Raw genomic sequence first — 18,223 nt, 5'->3', positions numbered from 1 at the left:
ACCGGGGTGCGGCCGTCACTTCACCGAGCCGGACATCATGCCCTGGACGAAGTACCGCTGGAACGCGAAGAACAGGACCAGCGGGATGATCAGCGACAGGAACGCACCGGACGAAAGAATGTCCATGTTCGACCCGAACTGCCGCATCTGAGACTGCAGGTACTTGGTCATCGGCTGGTTGTCGGTGTCGGCGAAGACCAGCGCGATGAGCATGTCGTTCCACACCCACAGGAACTGGAAGATGCCCAGCGAGGCGATGGCGGGCTTGCCCAGCGGGAACACCACGGAGGCGAAGATCTTCCACTCCGAGGCGCCGTCCATGCGCGCCGCCTCCAGCAGCGACGCCGGGATGCCGACGAAGAAGTTGCGCAGCAGGAAGATCGCGAACGGCAGGCCGAACGCCACGTGGAACAGCACCACGCCCGGGATCGAGCCGAAGATGCCGGCGTTGCCGTAGAGCCCGGCGATCGGGATCAGCGCGATCTGGATGGGCACGATGAGCAGGCCCACCACGATCAGGAAGGCGCCGTCCCGGCCGGGGAACTCCATCCAGGCGAAGGCGTAGGCCGCCATGGCCGCGATGCCGATGACCAGGATCGTGGTCGGCACGGTGATGAGCACGGTGTTCCAGAACGACGCGGAGAAGCCGCCGCTCAGCAGGTTCTGGTAGCTGGCCACGGTCAGCTCGGCGGGCTTGGTGAAGATCGTCCACCAGCCCTCGGCGTTGTTGACCTTGTTGGTCCGCAGCGAGACCACCAGCAGGCCCAGCGTCGGCACCAGCCAGAACAGGCCCAGGATGATCATGATGACCTGGACGGCGCCGCTGCCCACCCGGTCGACGATCCTGCTCACGAGGTTCCTGCGGGGCGCGCCGGCCTCCAGCCCCGACGACGGAGCCGCGGCGGTGGCGGTGGTCATGAGTTCTCCCTCTTGAACCGGCGGATATTCATGATCATGAAGGGAAGGACCAGAACCAGCAGGAAGATGGCCAGCGCGCTGCCCAGCCCCTGGTTGTTGCCGCCGCCGAACGACACGCGCCACATCTCCAGCGCGACCACGTTCGCCTGTGGCTGGACCGAGGCGGGCGCGATGATGAACACCAGGTCGAACACCTTCAGCGTATTGATGATCATCGTCACGAAGACGACGAGCAGCACCGGCGACAGCAGCGGCACGGTGATCTTGCGGAACACCTGCCACTCGGTGGCGCCGTCGATGCGGGCGGCCTCCAGCGCGTCGCGCGGGATCGCCGCGAGGCCCGCGGCCAGCAGCACCATCGCGAACCCGGCCCACACCCACACGAAGGCGCCGATGATGGCCGGGGTGATGAGCGTCGGGCCGAGCCAGGACAGCCCGCCGTAGGCGGCCTCGAAGTTGGCCTTCGGCAGGCGCACCGTGTAGGAGCCCGCGGGCAGGCCCTCGAACCGGAACGAGCCGTCCTCGGCGGTGGTGGCGGTGCCGACCACCTCGTTGCCGCGCACGGCCTCCACGGTCATGCCGGGCAGGCCCTTCTCGGTGCCGTCCACCTGGCCGCTCTTGCCGCCGCCGCCCGCCGTGAAGTCGAACCACACGGTGCCGGACAGCGCGTTCCCGGCCGCCGGGGGCCTGGCGGTCTGCGCGTTCGCCGGCATGACGGCCGGCTTGACGCCGACGATCGGGATCAGCACCGGCTGACCGGTCTGGACGGGCTGCTTGGTGACGACGCCGCCGTCCTGCGCCGCGACGGGCGACTGGTCGCCCTCGCGCGGCCGGGCCTCGGGGTAGCCCTGCGCCGAGCTGAACGTGTCGTGCACGGTCGTCAGGATCGCGTTGGCCAGGCCCTTGTCGGGGCTCTGCTCGTACACCAGGCGGAAGATCACGCCCGCGGCCATGAGCGAGACCGCCATCGGCATGAACACGATCAGCTTGAACGCCGTCGCCCACTTGATGCGCTCGGTCAGCACCGCGAAGATCAGGCCCAGCGTGGTGACGACGATCGGCGCGACGACCACCCAGATGAGGTTGTTGCGGATCGTCGTCAGCATGCCCGAGTCGGTGAAGATCGTGGCGTAGTTGCCCAGGCCCACGAAGCCGGTGCCTCTGGCGTCGAACAGGCTGCGGATGATCGAGTAGACGATCGGGTAGACCACCCAGATCCCCAGCAGCAGCGCCGCGGGGAGGAGGAAGGCGATCGCGACCGCCGGCGATGGGCCGAGGCGTCGTTTCGTACGGGGGGTTTCAGCCGGTCCGGTGGCGGCGCCGCCCGCGATGGTCGCGGGCGGGGCCTCCGGGCCGTCCAACCGTTCGGTCACGGCCTTACCTCTTTACTTCCAGGCCTTCTTGGCCTCGGCTTCGAGCGCCTCCTGGGCGCCCTTGACGTCGGTGGGCTTGCGCACGAAGTCCTGCAGGACCTTCCACTCGCCCTTGCCGTCGGTGCCGCCGAAGGCGCTCGGGGCCAGGTCGGACATGTCGTAGCGGACCGACTCGCCGGCCGAGATGATCGTCTGGCCGAGCTGGCGGGTCAGCTCGTCGGGGTAGTTGTCGGGCGAGACGTTCTTGTTCGGCGACAGGTAGCCGGGGAGCTTGGCCCAGACCTCGCCGCCCTCCTTCGAGGCCAGGAACTGCAGCAGCGCCTGGGCGCCGGGGGAGTCCTTCATGGCCACCGCGACGTCGCCGCCGAGGATGACGGGGGCGGTGTCACCGGCCTTGGGGAAGGGGAAGTACTTGGCGTCCTCGCCGACCTTGGCGCCGGAGTTGACGGCTTCGACGGCCACGAAGTCGGCCTCGATGACCATCGCGCCCTTCTTGTTGCTGTAGACCTTGCTCACGCAGGTGGGGAAGTCCGTCTGCATGGTGCCGGAGGTGCCGTCGGTCAGGAACTCCTGCTTGCCGACGATCTGCGCGATCTTCTCCAGGGCCGTCTTGACGGTCGCGTCGGTCCACGGGATCTCGTGCTTGGAGAGCTTGTCGTAGTTCTCCGGGCCCGCGGTGGACAGGTAGACGTTCTCGAACAGGTCGGTCAGGGTCCAGCCGGAGGCGCCGCAGAGCGAGAACGGGGCCGTGCCGGAGTCGGCGATCGTCTGGGCGTTCTTGACCAGCTCGTCCCAGGTGGTCGCGGGCTGCACGCCGGCGTCCTCGAACGCCTGCGACCGGTACCACACGAGCGACTTGTGCGCCGCCTTGATGAGCACGCCGTACACCTTGCCGCCCGCGGAGCCGAGCTCCTTCCAGTACGGTGTGTAGTTGGCGTCGATCTCCTTGATGACGTCGTCGCCGAGGGGCTTGAGCGCGTCCTGGTCGGCGTACTGCTGCACCAGACCCGGCTGCGGCAGGATGGCCACGTCCGGCGGGTTCTTGCCCTGGATGCGCGGGCCGAGGTAGGCGCCGGTGTCCTCGCCGGTGGAGGCGTAGGTGACCTGGGCGCCCGTCTTGTCGGTGAACGCCTTGAGCACCTGCTCGAAGTTCTTCTGCTCCTGGCCGGTCCACTTGGCGGCGACTTCGAGCTTGACGCCCTCAAGGGGCTTGGCGCCGCCCGCGGCGGAGGTGGCCGGGGCGGACCCCGAGGCGGTGGGCTCCGTCGTCGTCGGCGCGTTGCCGCACGCGGCGACGGCGACGGCGAGCCCGGCCAGGACTGCTGCTGCTCTGGCTGTGCGCATTATTGCCTCACTGGGTTCTGATGATCTCGTCGAGTTCGGATTTCATGGAGACCGCGGCGTCGGCCGCGGACTCCGGGGTGGGGGTGCCGAGGGCCTTGGCGACCGAACTCGCGATCACCAGGCTCAGCTGGTTGTAGTTGGCGCTCACCGGACGTGCCTTGGCGGCGAGGATGCTCTCCTTGAGCACCGGCAGGTACGGGAAGCGTTCGATCAGGTCGGGGTCGTCGTAGAGCTCGGTCCACACCGGCGGGAAGGATCCCTCGGTCAGGACGCGGCGCTCGTTCTCCAGGCTGGTGAAGTAGCGGATGAACTCCTGGGCGGTCTGCTGGTGCCGGGAGAAGGCGCTGACGGCGAGGTTGGCGCCGCCGAGCGTGCTGGAGCCCGGTCCGTTCAGGCCGGGCAGCCTGGTCACCGCGACCTTGTCGCCCAGCTTGGCCCGGGCCGGGCCGTAGGCGTGCGGCCAGTTCCGGGCGAAGGCGAGGCGGCCGTCCTGGAAGGCCAGGCGGCTCTCCTCCTCCTTGTAGTTCAGCGACTCCTGAGGGATCCAGCCCTCCCGCAGGCCCTGGAGGAGGAAGCCGAGGGCGGTCTCCGCCTTGGCCGGGTCGAGGGTGACCTCGGTCCCGTCGCGGTTGAGTATCTGCCCGCCGGCCGACTGCAGGGCCTCGGAGAAGTTGACGGTCAGGCCCTCGTACGCGAGGAACTGGCCGGCGTAGCCTCCGATATCGCGTTTTTTCGTGATCTGTCGTGCCTGGTCGCGTAGCTCGGCCCATGTCCTGGGCGGCTTCTTGACCAGGTCGGTCCGGTAGTAGAGCAGTCCCGCGTTGCTCGTGTACGGGACCGCCCAGAGCTTGTCCTTGTAGACGGCCGTCTCCACGACGGGCGGCAGGAACCTGTCGAGCGGGAACAGCCCGCGCTCCAGGGGGATGATCCAGCCGTTCTCCGCGAACTCGGCCGTCCACACCACGTCGAGCCCGAGCACGTCGTAGCGGTTGCTCTGGGCCTGGAGGTTGGCCACCATCTGGGCGCGTTGCTCGTCGGCGGCCTCGGGCAGCTCCAGCAGCGTCACCTTCTCGGCCGGGTGGGCCTGGTTCCAGCGGTCCAGCAGGGGTTGCAGGTACGCCGTGGTGTCGCGGCCGGTGGCGAAGGTGATCGGGCCGGTTCCGCCCGTTCCCGTCTCGCCGCCGCCCTCGTCGCCCGCCGCCGCGCAACCGGCCGCCGCCAGGAGCGCGGCCAGCATGAGCGGAAGCGGACGCAGCACTGTTTCCTCCGTGTTCAACGGGGTTACATACGTGTTAGGTAGATGCATTCATGTTATGCACACCTGTAATCTGAAGGTCAATGGATAGGTGCGTAACGCGTTCGTAACACGCGTTCCCATACAGAGCGGGGAGGTGAGGCGTGCGGCTTCACCTGCTGGCGCTTCTGGCCAAGGAGCCGGCCCACGGCTACGAGCTGAAACAAGCGCTGGAGCAGACCTTCGGCAGCGCCTACCCCTCCCCGAACATCGGGCAGATATACGTCACCCTGGGCAGGCTGGAGAAGGACGGCCTGATCAGGGCCGTCGACGTCGAGCAGTCCAACCGGCCCAACAAGAAGGTCTACTACCTGACCGCCAAGGGCCGCGAGCTGCTCGAGATCTGGGTGGACGAGCCCACCGAGGGTCCCCGCGTGCGCGACGAGTTCTTCATGAAGCTCGTGCTCGCGCCCCTCACCGGCATCGCCGACCGCATGGCGCTGATCAACCGGCAGCGCCGCCACTACCTGGGGCTCATGAGCGACCTCAACGACCTGCTCGCCCGCACCCCGCCCACCGACCGGGTGGCCCTGCTGCTCATCGAGGGAGCCATGCTGCACCTTCAGGCCGATCTTGACTGGCTGGAGCGGTGCCAGGAGGATCTGGCATGACCTCCGTGGTGAAAACGGTCAACCTGGTCAAGATCTACCAGGACGGCGCCGTGCCGGTGCCCGCCGTGCGCGGCGTGGACCTCCAGGTCGAGCCGGGCGAGTTCGTGGCGATCATGGGCCCTTCGGGGTCCGGCAAGTCCACGCTCGTCCACCTGCTCGGCGGCCTCGACACCCGCACCAGCGGCGAGATCTGGCTCGACGGCAAGCGGGTCGACACGCTCTCCGAGAGCGCCTGGGCGGTGCTGCGGCGCAAGCGCATCGGCTTCGTCTTCCAGTTCTTCAACCTGGTCGCCAACATGACCGTCGGCGACAACGTCGAGCTGCCCGCCCTGCTCGCCGGAGCCTCGCCCAAGGTGGCCCGCGAGCGGCGCGAGAGCCTGCTGGCCGCGCTCAACCTCACCGACCGCGCCGACGCCGCGCCCGCCCAGCTCTCCGGCGGCGAGCAGCAGCGCGTCGCCCTGGCCCGCGCCCTCGCCAACCAGCCCGCCCTGCTGCTGGCCGACGAGCCGACGGGCAACCTCGACAGCCGCAACACCCGCGACGTGCTGCGCCTGCTCGGCAGCGTGCACAAGGAGGGCCAGACCATCGTCATGGTCACCCACGACGCGCGCGTGGCGAGCCTGGCCGACCGGGTGGTCTCGCTGTTCGACGGCGAGATCGTCGACGACGGCCGCATCGCCCGCCGCCGCACCCGCACGGCCGGCGAGGTGATCGACCTCAGATGAGCACCGCACGCGCGGGGAGCCGGTGGATCAGGGCCGACCTGCGGGCCCGCAAAGGGCAGGCGGTGCTCACCGTGCTCGCCGTCGCCGGCATCGTGGCCGCGCTGATCACCGCGGCCACCCTGCTGGAGGACGGCACCAACCCCTGGCGGAGCCTGTTCGGGCAGACCGACGGCGCGCACGTCTGGCTCTACACCGACGACAGCCCCGACGTGTCGCTGGCCGGCATCGACGGCGTCACGCAGGTCGCGGGCCCGTACCGCGCGGCGCCCGTCACCGTGGCCCAGGACGGCAAGAAGGAGCCCGCGGCGCTCCGCGCCATGCCGGCCGCGCTGCCGCGAGTGGCGCACCCGGTGGTGGCCGAGGGCCGCTGGCTGGACCCGGCGCAGCCCGACGGCGTGGTGGTCGAGCGGTCCTTCGCCGAGACGCTGCGGCTGCGGGTGGGCGCGCCGTTCACGATCATCGCGCTGGACGGCAAGCGGCACACCCTGTACGTGCGCGGCATCGCCGACTCCGCCGAGCAGGGCTTCTACCCGCAGTGGACGCCCGGCCTGGCCTACGTGCTGCCGCTCATGCTGGACCGGATCGAGCCCATGCTCGGCCGCAGCGAGTGGGTGACCGGGCTGCGCCTGGCCGACCCCGACGCCACGCAGGTGGTCGCGCAGCGCGTGGTCGTCATGCTGGAGGACAAGCTCCAGCGGGTCTACACCTGGCGTGAGGTCAGGGCCGCGATGGAGCTGGACAACCGGCTGCTCGGCACGCTGCTGGCGCTGTTCGGCGTGGTCGGGCTGGTGGCCGCCGCGCTGGCGCTGGCCAACGCGGCCGGCGGCCGGGTGCTCACCCAGCTCCGCGACCTGGCCACGCTGAAGTCCCTGGGCTTCACCAGGGGCCAGGTGGCGCTGCTGCTGCTGGTCGAGCACGGCGCGCTCGGCCTGATCGGCGTCGGCGCGGGCGCGCTCGCCGGCTGGGGCGTGATGGCGCTGGTGCTGGGCGGCACCTCGGTCGCGCCCGTGCCGGTGCTGGCCATCATCGGCGGCACGGCGCTGGTCGTGCTCGCCGCCGTGGGGCTGCCCGCCTGGCGCGGCGGGCGCACGCCGCCCATCCCCGACGTGCCGGCCGGGCCGCCGCGCGGCCGGCTGTCCAGGCTGGCCCGGCTGGCCCTCCTGGTACGCCTGCCGCCCGCGCTCGTGCTCGGCACCCGCGACGCCTTCACCCGGCGCACGCCGGCCTTCCTGACGGCGTTTGGGCTGGCCGTGCCGATGATGATGATCACCATCGGGCTGGGCGTGTGGGCCACGCTGGACGACTTCGCCGACCATCCCGAGCAGGTGGGCCAGCACGCCTCCCTGTACGTCCGCCCGGGCAAGATGGAGCCCGCCGAGGCCAAGCGCATCGCCGAGGGCGATCCCGAGGTGGCCGCGGTCTACCCCGGCACCGAGGTCAACGCCCTGGCACCGGGAGAGGCCCGCTCGGTCCGGGTGCGGGCCATCGGGGCCTCCGCGCGGCCGTACCCGTTCCCGGTGGTCGAGGGGCGCATGTACGGCCGTCCCGGCGAGGCCGTGGCCGGGCAGGGCCTGCTCGACCTGCTGGGGGTCAGGATCGGCGACCGGGTGCGGCTCACCGTGGGCGGCACGCCGCTGATCGTGCGGATCGTGGGCCGCAACGTCGAGCCCGACCTGGACGGCGAGGTGCTGTCGGTCGGGCTGGACAGCCTGGCGGCCAAGGACTCGGTGCCGCCGGAGTTCTACGCCCTCGCCCTCAAGCCGGGCGCCGACACCGCCGAGGTGCGGGGACGGCTGCTGGCCGAGTCGGCCGAGGGCCTGGACGTGCAGGTGGCGGTCAACCCGGCCGACCGGTTGTCGATCATCCGGGTGATCATCGTGGCGCTGATCGCGGTGCTCGCCCTCATCGGCCTGGCCAACCTGCTCACCGCCGTCGGGCTGGGCCTGCGCGACCACGCGCTGGACCTGGCCGTGCTGAAGGCCATGGGGCTGACGCCGCGCCAGGTCATGGCCACGCTGGTGACCGGCACGGGCCTGCTGGTGGTGCTCGGCGTCGCCGCGGGCGCGGCGGCCGGCATGTCGGTGGTGACGGGCCTGATCGACTACCAGGGCGCCACCAGCGGGGTGGGGGCGGGCATCGGCCGCGCCCCCTCGGCGCTGACGCTGGCGATCGCGCTGCTGACGGCGGTGGGCACGGCCCTCGCGGTGGCGCTCATCCCCGCGCGCCGCGCGGCCCGTGCCCAGGTGCCGGTCACCGCTCGCTGACGACCTCCGCCGACTCCCTGCGGGCGGCCGCGCCGCGCTTGAGCGAGAACCAGTAGAAGCCGTGGCCCGGCAGCGTCAGCAGGTACGGCAGCTGGCCGACCGGCGGGAACTGCACGCCGCCGCGCGCCTCGACCGGCGTCATGCCCTCGAAGCGGCGCAGGTCCAGCTCCACCGGCTGCGGGTACTTCGACAGGTTGTTGACGCACAGCATCACGTCGTCGCCGTCCTCGCGGACGAACGTGAGCACCGACGGGTTGGAGGACCACATCTCCGTGTACGCGCCCGTGCCGAAGACCGGGTGCTTGCGGCGGATCTGCAGCATCTTGCGGGTGAAGTGCAGCAGGGAGCCCTCGTGGCGCTGCTGGGCCTCCACGTTGACCGCCTGGAAGCCGTAGATCGGGTCCATGACGGCCGGCAGGTAGAGCCGCCCGGGGTCGGCCGTGGAGAAGCCCGCGTTGCGGTCGGGGCTCCACTGCATCGGCGTGCGCACCGCGTCGCGGTCCTCCAGCCAGATGTTGTCGCCCATGCCGATCTCGTCGCCGTAGTAGATGATCGGCGAGCCGGGCAGCGACAGCAGCAGGGCCGTGAACAGCTCGATGCGGTCGCGGTCGTTGTCGAGGAGCGGCGCCAGGCGGCGGCGGATGCCGAGGTAGGCGCGCATGCGCGGGTCCTTGGCGTACTCCTTGTGCATGTAGTCGCGCTCTTCCTCGGTGACCGTCTCGAGCGTCAGCTCGTCGTGGTTGCGCAGGAAGATGCCCCACTGGGCGTGCTCGGGCAGCTTGGGGGTGCGCGACATGATCTCGGAGATCGGCTCGCGCGTCTCCTTCTTCACCGCCATGTAGATGCGCGGCATCAGCGGGAAGTGGAAGGCCATGTGGCACTCGTCGCCGCCGGTGGTGGGGTCGCCGAAGTACTCCACGACGTCCTCGGGCCAGCCGTTGGCCTCGGCCAGCAGCACCCGGTCGGGGTAGAGGCGGTCGACCTCCGCGCGGATGCGCTTGAGGTACTGGTGGGTCTCCGGCAGGCCGGCGCAGGCGGTGCCCTCCCGCTCGAACAGGTAGGGGACCGCGTCCAGCCGGAAGCCGTCGATGCCGAGGTCGAGCCAGAAGCGCAGCACCTCCAGCATGGCCTCCTGCACCGCCGGGTTGTCGTAGTTGAGGTCCGGCTGGTGGTGGAAGAAGCGGTGCCAGTAGTACTGCTTGCGCACCGGGTCGTAGGTCCAGTTGGACTCCTCGGCGCCGATGAAGATGATCGGCGCGTCGGGGTAGCCGCCGGGATCGTCGGACCAGACGTAGAAGTCCCCGTACGGGCCCTCGGGGTCGTGCCGCGAGGCCTGGAACCACGGGTGCTTGTCGCTGGTGTGGTTCATGACCAGGTCGGTGATGATCCGCAGGCCGCGTTCGTGGGCGGCCTCGATCAGCTGCACGAAGTCCCCGAGATCCCCGAAGTCCGGAAGGATCTTCATGTAGTCGGAGATGTCGTAGCCGCCGTCGCGCAGCGGCGACTCGTACAGCGGCAGCAGCCACAGGCAGTCCACGCCGAGCCATTCGAGATAGCCGAGCTTCTCGATGAGGCCGCGCAGGTCGCCGGTGCCGTCGCCGTTGGAGTCCTTGAACCCCCGGACGAGAACCTCGTAGAACACCGCCCGCTTGTACCAGGCTGGATCCTCCGAGACGAAGGCCTCGGAGATCGGCTCCGGCGTTGGGGATGCGTTGATCATATGTCGCTCACAGGAAGAGATGTGGGCAGGACGAAGTCACCGGTTCCCCGGCGTTCTTGATTGGTGACCGCGCCGCCTGGAGTCGTCATCCCTGCGAACTCCATGCCCTCGAACGGGATCGGATTTGTGATCCGCTGCCCGTTTGTTGCGGCGCTTACGGGCCGAACACTACCAGCCCGGTGGCTTTCCGGAACCCGCTTCTGCTGTGCAGCCTGTAATACCCGCGAGATCCGTATGTAATCACCCTGTTACCCAGGGTTCATCAAAAAGGTGTAGCCAGGTCTGACAGGTCGTTCTCGAAGTCACTCAGCCAGAGTCCGAAGAGTACCAATCCGCGCACCCAGAAGCGGTCGTTCCAGCCATTGAACCTGGTCAGCGCGTCCGGGCCGCCCGCGATCACCTCGTGCAGCTCCTCCGACAACAGCCCAGGAACCCGGTTCACCACCGTCTCCAGCATGGCGTGCGCATAATTACGGGCCGGCGCCGCCGTGGAACGCAGCGGCACCCGCCGCAGCGGCTGCTTGACGACATTCGTCGAAGGAAGCGCCGCCACCCGCGGATGGGCCGCGTGCAGCAGCTCCCGGTAGAAGCGCCCCTTGTCCTTGCGCGCCACCCCGACGGAAAGCGCCGCGTCGAAGAATTCCGGATGGATGAACGGCGCGGCGAACGACGCCTCCGGGCCCACCAGGTTGACCGCCGAGCGCGCGATGCCCCGCACCGTCCTGGTGTGCAGCACCGACAGCGGCAGCTCGGCCCGGTGCCCGTGCAGCATCGAGGTGGCCGCGGCGAACTGCTCCCGCACGGTCGCCTCCATCCACTCCGCCGCCGCCCCGGACAGGAACGGCCGCGACGGCGCGCCCAGCGACAACGACCCGAGCAGCGCCGCCGACCGCTCGGCCTGCGTCCTGGCCTCCAGCGCGGCCCCGCTGACCATGAAGTTCTTCAGCAGCGGGCCGCCGGCCAGGCCGTCCACCAGGATGCGGCCGGCGCCGTGCACCTCCTTGGCGAAGGGGGCGTACCAGGCGTGGTGCGGCGTCAGGTACTCCAGCCTGCGGGCCACGTCGGCGGCGTCCTGCGGGTAGGCGGCCGGGTCCTGGGTGATCACCCGGTGCGGGATGCCCAGCTCCTTGGTGATCGCGCGGGCGAAGGCGATGTCGGTGTCGGTGCCGTCGTCGGGGCTCGTGGTCCACGACTCGACGTCCGCGCCCCGGGCCCTGGCCACGCTCGCCAGCAGGCGGGAGTCGTAGCCGCCGCTGACCGGCACGAGCAGCTTGCGGCCGTCGTACTCGGCGTAGGCGCGGTGCAGCAGCTCGACGAGCTCGGCGGGACTGATCCACGCCTCGTACGGCTCGGTGCGCAGCCAGCGCGGCAGCCGCCGCTCCACGCCCGCCCGGCCGTGCCGCCACACCAGCGCGCTCGACCCGGACAGCCGCTTGACCTCGGTGTACGGCGTCGCCTCGCCCAGCGGGAAGGTGACCTGGAGTATCGCGGCCCAGGCCGCCCAGTCGATCGCGATCGGCACCAGGCTGAGCAGCGGCTGGATCAGCGAGGAGAAGTAGACCGCGTCGCCCTGGCGCACGTAGTAGACGTCCACCAGGCCGAGCGCGCCGGCGTGCAGGATCGCCTGGTCGGCGTCGCCGATGAGGCCGGGCGTCTCGTACGTCTCGGCCACCGCCATCCAGTCGTCGGCGGCCTCGGGGCGGCGCTCGCCCCAGGCGAAGGCGTAGGAGTCGCCCGTGCGGTGGTAGGGCGGCAGCGGCGAGGAGCTGAACAGGGCGGCCTCGGGCGTCTGGAGCGCCGGGCGGACGCGGGGGCCCGCGCCGGTCAGCTTGCCGAGCATGGCGGTGTCGATCCGGCCGAGAGCGCCGCAGACGTAGGGCCGCACGTTGAACTGCACCGGATGTCATCCCTTCAAGCCGCTTTCCGGAAAAGAGTATCCTTTGCGGGCTGAGGGAGCGGAGGTCCGGAATTGTCCACTGAGCTTGAGAGCACGCGGCGAGCCCTGAGGGACGCCGTGGCGCAGGCCGCGCGCGCCGCCGAGCTGGCCAGGCTGCTGGACGCCGCCCAGGCGCGGCTGGCCGAGGCCGAGCACAGCGTCGAGGAGGCCCGGGCCCTGGCCGAGCGGCTGGCCGACACCGAGGCCGCGCTGGAGGCCGAGCGCGCCGCCGCCGACAAGCTGCGCAAGGAGCTGGCCGAGCAGCGCTTCCAGGCCGAGGTGGCCAACTGGAAGCTGTCGTCGATCAAGGTGGCCCGCTGGAACCGGCTCGGCGACGCGATCAAGAGCGGCAAGAACAACCCGGTCCGGCTCGCCAAGGGCCTGCGCGGCGCGGCCAAGCCGGTCAAGCGCCCCACCGCCCCCAAGCGCAAGCCCGTCGCCCCGGCCGCCAAGGCCAAGGAGGAGCGCCCGGGCGCCGCCTTCCAGGCCACCACCTCCACCCGCACCCTCGGCGGCGCCTCGTTCAAGCTCAAGCCCTTCCGGGTGCCGACCGGGCCCAACACCCGGCCGCACCTGACCGCCGCGGTGATCGCCGACCCGCACGCCGAGGCCCTGCTCCGCTACGAGTGGCGCCAGACCACCGGGTTCACGCCCCGCGACTTCGCCCGGGTGCTGCCGCTGGAGGTGCCCCACCTGCTCGTGGTCGAGTCGGTCACGCAGGGCCCGTGGGCCGAGGAGATCACCGGCGAGCCCGGCGAGGGCATCCGCGCGCTGCTGGCCTGGTGCGCCGAGCGGGGCATCCGCACCGTGTTCTGGCACACCCAGGGCGACGTCGCCGCCTACGCGGCCACCGCCCAGCTCTTCGAGCACCGCTTCACCAACGACCTGTCGGTGCCCTGGCCGCGCCTGCAGTTCGGCGTGCAGCCGCGCGTGCACAACCCGCTGCCGCTGGCGGGCGGCCGTATCGATCGGGTGCTCACGCTCGACCAGCTCCTGCCCGCCCACCTCACCTACCCCGACGTGCTGACCTCCTACCGGTGGCCGGCCGCGGCCGACTGCCCGCCCGGCACCCCGCAGTGGCGGCTGGCCGAGATCGCGGCCTGCGGCACGCCCATCGGCACCGAGGCCGACACCCGGCGGGCGCACGTGGCGCTGCGGCGGGCGTACCAGATGGGGACGATGACCGAGCGGGTGGACGAGATGCTGGAGGCGGTCGGGCTGCCCAGCGCGCGGGCCACGCTCGACACCTCCGTGCTGCTGCCGATCACCGACCCGTACCTGATGGAGCACGGGCTCGCCCAGGTCGCCAAGCAGAGCGGGGTGGCCCAGGTGATCGTCATCGGCCCGCCCGAGGCCGAGCTGCGCGCCCGCGACGTGCTGCCGGACCTGGAGGTGAGCTACCGCCGCCCCCACCCGTCGATGAGCGAGGGCGCGATGCTCGCCGCCGGCCTCGACCTGTGCGAGGCCGACCTGGTCGCGGTCATGGACCCGCGCGACGTCTACGGCCCCCACTACCTGTCCGACCTGCGCCGGGCGTTCCTGTTCTGCACCGCCGACATCGTCGGCAAGGCCGCCTACTACGCCCACCTGCGCAAGCCCCAGGCCACGCTGCTCAAGCAGCCCGAGGCCGAGTACTCCTACCTGCCGGAGATCGCCGGCGCCACGCTCCTGGCCCGCAGGAACGCGCTGCGCGAGATCGGCTTCGCCGACCTCAGCGAGGGCTGGGACGAGGTCATGATGCGGCAGTGCCGCACCGACGGCATCAGGGTGTTCTCCGCCGACCGGTTCGGCTACGTGCGGGTGCGCGAGGAGGACCGGTGGCTGCTGGGGGCCGCCCAGCTCGTCGAGTACGGCTCCGCCGAGCCGCACGCGCTCATCTGACCAGCCACAGCAGCAGGGCCAGGGCCATGAGGGCGTAGCCCGCCACGGCCCGGTGACGCCGCGTGCGTCCGCGCGGCCCGGGCGCGGGCCCCGTGATCGTGGGTGCCGTGATCGTGGGTGCCGTGATCGTGAACACGGCGAGGGCCACGGCGACGGCGAGGGTGAGCAGCGCCAGGTACGGGCTCCAGGCCACCAGCAGCCAGGGGGCGATCTCCCCGGCGATCCCGCCCAGGGCGACGACCACGCCGTCCCTGGGCGGCTCCGGGCCGTCCGGCCGCCCGGGCGGGGCGGTGAGCGCGGCCCCGAGGCCGAGCGTCAGGGTGGGGATCGCGGCCAGCAGCGCCGCCCACGCCGCCTCCCCGGGGCCCACCCCCGACCAGGTGACGAGCGCCAGCCGCACCAGCTCGTGCAGAGTGACGGTGACCAGGACGACCGGCGCCACGCGCCGGGGCGCCGGGCCGGCGAGGACGTCCGCCCGGGGCAGGAGGAGCCGCCCGGCGGCCACGCCGCCGGCCAGCGCCGCCACGACGTACGCGAGCCCGAGACCGGCGCTGAGCCAGGTGGGCCCGCCGGCCGTCAGCGCCAGCACGGCGGCGACGGCGAGGTGCAGGAGCAGCAGGCGCGCGAACGCGGCGGGCAAGCGGTTCAAGTGGCCCTCCTCCGACGACCGGTCAACGGCCCGGCGGGCCCGGCGGTTCCCCTAGGCTCGGCGCCGTGACGTTCCGGGAGCTGGCCGAGGCGCTGGGGGAGCCGCCCGCGCCCGAGGGGACGTGGGAGCGGCGGGCGCTGCTGGTCTCGGCGGCGGCGCTGCGGCGGCGGGTGCCCGCGGAGGAGCTGGCCGGCCGGGCGCGGGCGGTGCCCGGGGTGGCGGCGGTCGCGGTGCGCGGCAACGGGCTGCTGGAGGTCGAGGTGCGCGCGCCAGGGGAGCTGCTGGAGTCGTTCGAGCCGCCCGAGATCCCCGAGCCCGGCTGGCCCGACCTGCCCCGCACCTGGGACAACCCCGGTTTCGTGGTGCGCTACGGGCACGTCAGGGCGCGGGCCGTCGCGCGGTGGGCGCGGGAGCTGGGGGTGCCGGACGAGGGGTTCGACCCGGCGGCGCTGGACGGCCCCTGGGACCGGGCGGTGCTGCGCGCGCTGGCCGAGCTGCCCGGACGGGCGGGCAGCCGGGACCCGGGGTGGGCGGCGTACCTGGTGCGGCTGGCCCTCGCCTACCACGACGCGCACGAGCGCGCGCCCGCCGTGCCGAGGGGGGACGAGCCGGCGCGGGCGGTGCACACGGCGCGGGTGCGGCTCGCGGCGGCGGTGGCGCGGGTGTTGATGGGCCCGGAACGGCTGTGATCCATCACAAAATATCCGGCGAAACGGCGATAAATCGTAAAAATATCCCTCGTAGCCCTTGATCGCGTCTCGATACGTGGTCACCGGGTCATGAGGAAGTGGCGCTTCCGATAGCCTCGATCGGGTGAGTCGATTCGCCCATCCCGCCGGGGACCGGCACGCCGAGATGCTGCCCCACGAGCGCCCACCGCAGGCGCCCGCCGACCTCAACCGGATCAACCCCGCGATCTGGCCCCGAACGTCGACCCGGACGGAAGGCGCGCTCACGATCGGCGGCGTGGACGTGCGCGACCTCGCCCGCGACTTCGGCACCCCGCTCTACGTCATCGACGAGGACGACGTGCGCTCGCGCATGCGCGACTACGCCGCCGCCTTCGCCGGCTCCGACGTGCACTACGCCGGCAAGGCGTTCCTGTGCAAGGAGGTCGTGCGCTGGCTCCAGGACGAGGGCCTCGGCCTCGACGTCGCCAGCGGCGGCGAGCTGGCCGTGGCGCTCAGCGTCGGCTTCCCGCCCGAGCGCATCACCGTCCACGGCAACAACAAGTCCGTCGCGGAGCTGGCCAGGGCGCTGGAGGCCGGCGTCGGCCACATCGTGGTCGACTCCTTCGAGGAGATCGCCAGGCTCGGCTACCTCGCCCAGGAGACGGGCCGGCGGCCCAAGGTGATGATCCGGGTGACCACGGGCGTCGAGGCCCACACCCACGAGTTCATCGCCACCGCGCACGACGACCAGAAGTTCGGCCTGTCGCTCGGCCACGGCGCGGCGGCCGAGGCCGTGCGCCGGGTGCTCGCCCTGCCCCAGCTCGAGCTCGTCGGCCTGCACTCCCACATCGGGTCCCAGATCGTCGACACGGCCGGGTTCGAGGTGGCCGCGCGCCGCCTGGCCACGCTGCTCGTGCAGATCAAGGACGAGCACGGCGTCGTGCTGCCCGAGCTCGACCTCGGCGGCGGCTACGGCATCGCCTACGTCGAGGGCGACGAGGCGCCCGACATCAAGGAGCTGGCCGACGGCCTGCGCGAGATCGTCACCAAGGTCTGCGTGGACGCCGGCCTGCCGGTGCCGCGCCTCACCGTCGAGCCCGGCCGCACCATCGTCGGCCCCGGCGGCATCACGCTCTACGAGGTCGGCACGGTCAAGGACGTCGAGGGGCTGCGCACGTACGTGAGCGTGGACGGCGGCATGAGCGACAACGTCCGCACCGCGCTCTACGGCGCCGAGTACACCACGGTGCTCGCCAGCCGCGAGAGCGACGCCGAGCCCATGCTGAGCCGCCTGGTCGGCAAGCACTGCGAGAGCGGCGACATCGTCGTGCGCGACTGCTACTACCCGGCCGACCTGGCCCCGGGCGACCTGGTGGCCGTCTCCTCGACCGGCGCCTACTGCCGCTCGCTGGCCAGCAACTACAACTACCTGCCCAAGCCCGCTGTGGTGGCCGTCGCCGACGGCAAGGCCCGGGTCATCGTGCGGGGCGAGACCGAGGACGACCTGCTCAGGGGGCAGCTGTGAAACGTGAGGAGGCGGCCGTGAAGCCGCTGAAAGTGGCCCTGCTGGGCTGCGGCGTCGTCGGCTCGCAGGTCATCAGGCTCCTGCACGAGCAGGCCGGCGACCTCGCCGCCCGCGTGGGCGCGCCGCTGGAGCTGGCCGGGGTCGCGGTGCGCCGCCTCGGCCGCAAGCGCGACGTCGAGGTCGATCCCGCGCTGCTCACCACCGACGCCGAGGCGCTGGTCGCCCGCGACGACGTCGACATCGTGATCGAGGTCATCGGCGGCATCGAGCCGGCCCGCACGCTCATCGTCTCGGCGCTGCGCGGCGGCAAGTCCGTCGTCACCGCCAACAAGGCGCTGCTGGCCGAGGACGGCGCCACCCTGCACGAGGCGGCCAGGGCCGGCAACGGCGACCTCTACTTCGAGGCGAGCGTGGCCGGCGCGATCCCGCTGCTGCGGCCGCTCCGCGAGTCGCTGGCCGGCGACCACGTCAAGCGGGTGCTCGGCATCGTCAACGGCACCACCAACTACATCCTCGACAAGATGGACTCCACGGGCGCGTCCTTCACCGACGCCCTGGAGGAGGCCCAGACCCTGGGCTACGCCGAGGCCGACCCGACGGCCGACGTCGAGGGCTTCGACGCCGCCGCCAAGGCCGCCATCCTCGCCGGGCTCGCCTTCCACAGCCGGGTGACGGCCGCCGAGGTGCACCGCGAGGGCATCACCGAGATCACCGCCACCGACGTCGCCTCGGCCAAGGCCATGGGCTACGTGATCAAGCTGCTGGCCATCTGCGCCCGCTCCGACGACGGCCGCTCGTTCGGCGTGCGGGTGCACCCGGCGATGATCCCGCGCTCCCACCCGCTGGCGGGGGTGCGCGAGGCGTACAACGCGGTCTTCGTGGAGGCCGAGTCGGCCGGGCAGCTCATGTTCTACGGCAAGGGCGCGGGCGGCGCGCCGACGGCCTCGGCCGTGCTCGGCGACCTCGTGGCCGTGGCCCGCAACCGGCTGGCCGGGGCGCGGGGCCCCGAGGAGTCCACCTACGCCTCGCTGCCCGCCCACCCGATGGGCGAGACCGTCACCCGCTGCCACGTGGCGCTCGACGTGGCCGACAAGCCGGGCGTGCTGGCGCGGGTGGCCGAGCTGTTCGCCAAGCACGACGTGTCGATCCAGACCGTGCGCCAGGAGGGGCACGGCGACGACGCGCAGCTCGTCATCGTCACCCACCGCGCCACCGACGCCGCGCTCACCGCGACGATGGAGGGGCTGCGGGAGCTCGACATCGTGCGCGCCGTGGCGAGCGTCATGCGCGTCGAGGGCGACGAGTAGCCGCG

The 18,223-nt window shown here is 71.6% G+C and carries 14 protein-coding genes; 7 read left to right on the top strand and 7 right to left on the bottom strand.

What is annotated here, in order from left to right; all coding sequences use genetic code 11:
• Positions 1–15 precede the first annotated feature (15 nt).
• From MF672_RS49265 to MF672_RS49250, 4 genes are read right to left on the bottom strand one after another with little or no spacing between them, the layout of a single operon-like run.
• Positions 16–918, bottom strand: coding sequence for a carbohydrate ABC transporter permease (locus tag MF672_RS49265; RefSeq protein WP_242376258.1), 903 nt, complete (start codon positions 916–918; stop codon positions 16–18).
• Entirely contained in the window at positions 915–2,291 is a 1,377-nt protein-coding gene (locus MF672_RS49260) for an ABC transporter permease subunit (protein ID WP_242376259.1), read from the bottom strand. Before MF672_RS49260 ends, MF672_RS49265 begins: the two co-directional genes overlap by 4 nt.
• A 12-nt stretch (positions 2,292–2,303) precedes the next feature.
• On the bottom strand, positions 2,304–3,635 hold the full coding sequence (locus MF672_RS49255; protein ID WP_242376260.1) for an ABC transporter substrate-binding protein: 1,332 nt from the start codon (positions 3,633–3,635) through the stop codon (positions 2,304–2,306).
• Positions 3,636–3,642: 7 nt separating this feature from the next.
• Positions 3,643–4,893: an ABC transporter substrate-binding protein gene (locus MF672_RS49250; protein ID WP_242376261.1), complete on the bottom strand. Its 1,251-nt coding sequence runs from the start codon at positions 4,891–4,893 to the stop codon at positions 3,643–3,645.
• Between the two features lie 140 nt (positions 4,894–5,033).
• Between MF672_RS49250 and MF672_RS49245 the strand changes: the two genes are divergently transcribed.
• From MF672_RS49245 to MF672_RS49235, 3 genes are read left to right on the top strand one after another with little or no spacing between them, the layout of a single operon-like run.
• Positions 5,034–5,540 (top strand): PadR family transcriptional regulator, encoded by a 507-nt coding sequence (locus MF672_RS49245; protein WP_242376262.1) that lies wholly within the window; start codon positions 5,034–5,036, stop codon positions 5,538–5,540.
• Positions 5,537–6,265: an ABC transporter ATP-binding protein gene (locus tag MF672_RS49240; protein ID WP_242376263.1), complete on the top strand. Its 729-nt coding sequence runs from the start codon at positions 5,537–5,539 to the stop codon at positions 6,263–6,265. Before MF672_RS49245 ends, MF672_RS49240 begins: the two co-directional genes overlap by 4 nt.
• Positions 6,262–8,529 carry an ABC transporter permease gene (locus tag MF672_RS49235; RefSeq protein ID WP_242376264.1) on the top strand — a complete coding sequence of 756 codons (2,268 nt, stop codon included), beginning with the start codon at positions 6,262–6,264 and terminating at the stop codon, positions 8,527–8,529. The genes MF672_RS49240 and MF672_RS49235 overlap by 4 nt, the downstream gene beginning before the upstream one ends.
• Here MF672_RS49235 and treS read toward each other — a convergent pair.
• Both treS and MF672_RS49225 read right to left on the bottom strand, forming a co-directional pair.
• Positions 8,516–10,249: a maltose alpha-D-glucosyltransferase gene (gene treS, locus MF672_RS49230; protein ID WP_242376265.1), complete on the bottom strand. Its 1,734-nt coding sequence runs from the start codon at positions 10,247–10,249 to the stop codon at positions 8,516–8,518. The two genes, MF672_RS49235 and treS, sit on opposite strands and share 14 nt — an antisense overlap.
• Positions 10,250–10,511: 262 nt before the next feature.
• Positions 10,512–12,146, bottom strand: a complete 1,635-nt coding sequence (locus tag MF672_RS49225; protein ID WP_242376266.1) for an asparagine synthetase B family protein — start codon at positions 12,144–12,146, stop codon at positions 10,512–10,514.
• A gap of 72 nt (positions 12,147–12,218) precedes the next feature.
• Between MF672_RS49225 and MF672_RS49220 the strand changes: the two genes are divergently transcribed.
• Positions 12,219–14,066: a hypothetical protein gene (locus tag MF672_RS49220; protein ID WP_242376267.1), complete on the top strand. Its 1,848-nt coding sequence runs from the start codon at positions 12,219–12,221 to the stop codon at positions 14,064–14,066.
• Here the strand turns inward: MF672_RS49220 and MF672_RS49215 are convergent.
• Positions 14,059–14,715, bottom strand: a complete 657-nt coding sequence (locus tag MF672_RS49215; RefSeq protein WP_242376268.1) for a hypothetical protein — start codon at positions 14,713–14,715, stop codon at positions 14,059–14,061. The two genes, MF672_RS49220 and MF672_RS49215, sit on opposite strands and share 8 nt — an antisense overlap.
• A gap of 65 nt (positions 14,716–14,780) precedes the next feature.
• Here MF672_RS49215 and MF672_RS49210 point away from each other — a divergent pair, with 65 nt between their 5' ends.
• The 3 genes from MF672_RS49210 to MF672_RS49200 all read left to right on the top strand — a co-directional run bounded on the left by MF672_RS49210 (position 14,781) and on the right by MF672_RS49200 (position 18,218).
• Positions 14,781–15,404, top strand: coding sequence for an anticodon-binding protein (locus tag MF672_RS49210; RefSeq protein WP_242376269.1), 624 nt, complete (start codon positions 14,781–14,783; stop codon positions 15,402–15,404).
• 124 nt (positions 15,405–15,528) lie between these two features.
• Entirely contained in the window at positions 15,529–16,911 is a 1,383-nt protein-coding gene (lysA, locus tag MF672_RS49205; protein WP_242376270.1) for a diaminopimelate decarboxylase, read from the top strand.
• A gap of 17 nt (positions 16,912–16,928) precedes the next feature.
• Positions 16,929–18,218: a homoserine dehydrogenase gene (locus tag MF672_RS49200; protein ID WP_242376271.1), complete on the top strand. Its 1,290-nt coding sequence runs from the start codon at positions 16,929–16,931 to the stop codon at positions 18,216–18,218.
• The last annotated feature ends 5 nt before the right edge of the window (positions 18,219–18,223 follow it).

The sequence above is a fragment of the Actinomadura luzonensis genome (genome assembly GCF_022664455.2).
GTDB classification, from domain to species: Bacteria; Actinomycetota; Actinomycetes; order Streptosporangiales; family Streptosporangiaceae; genus Nonomuraea; species Nonomuraea luzonensis.
The sequence above is the reverse complement of the archived record's forward strand: the minus strand, read 5'-3'. Positions and strand labels throughout refer to the sequence as shown.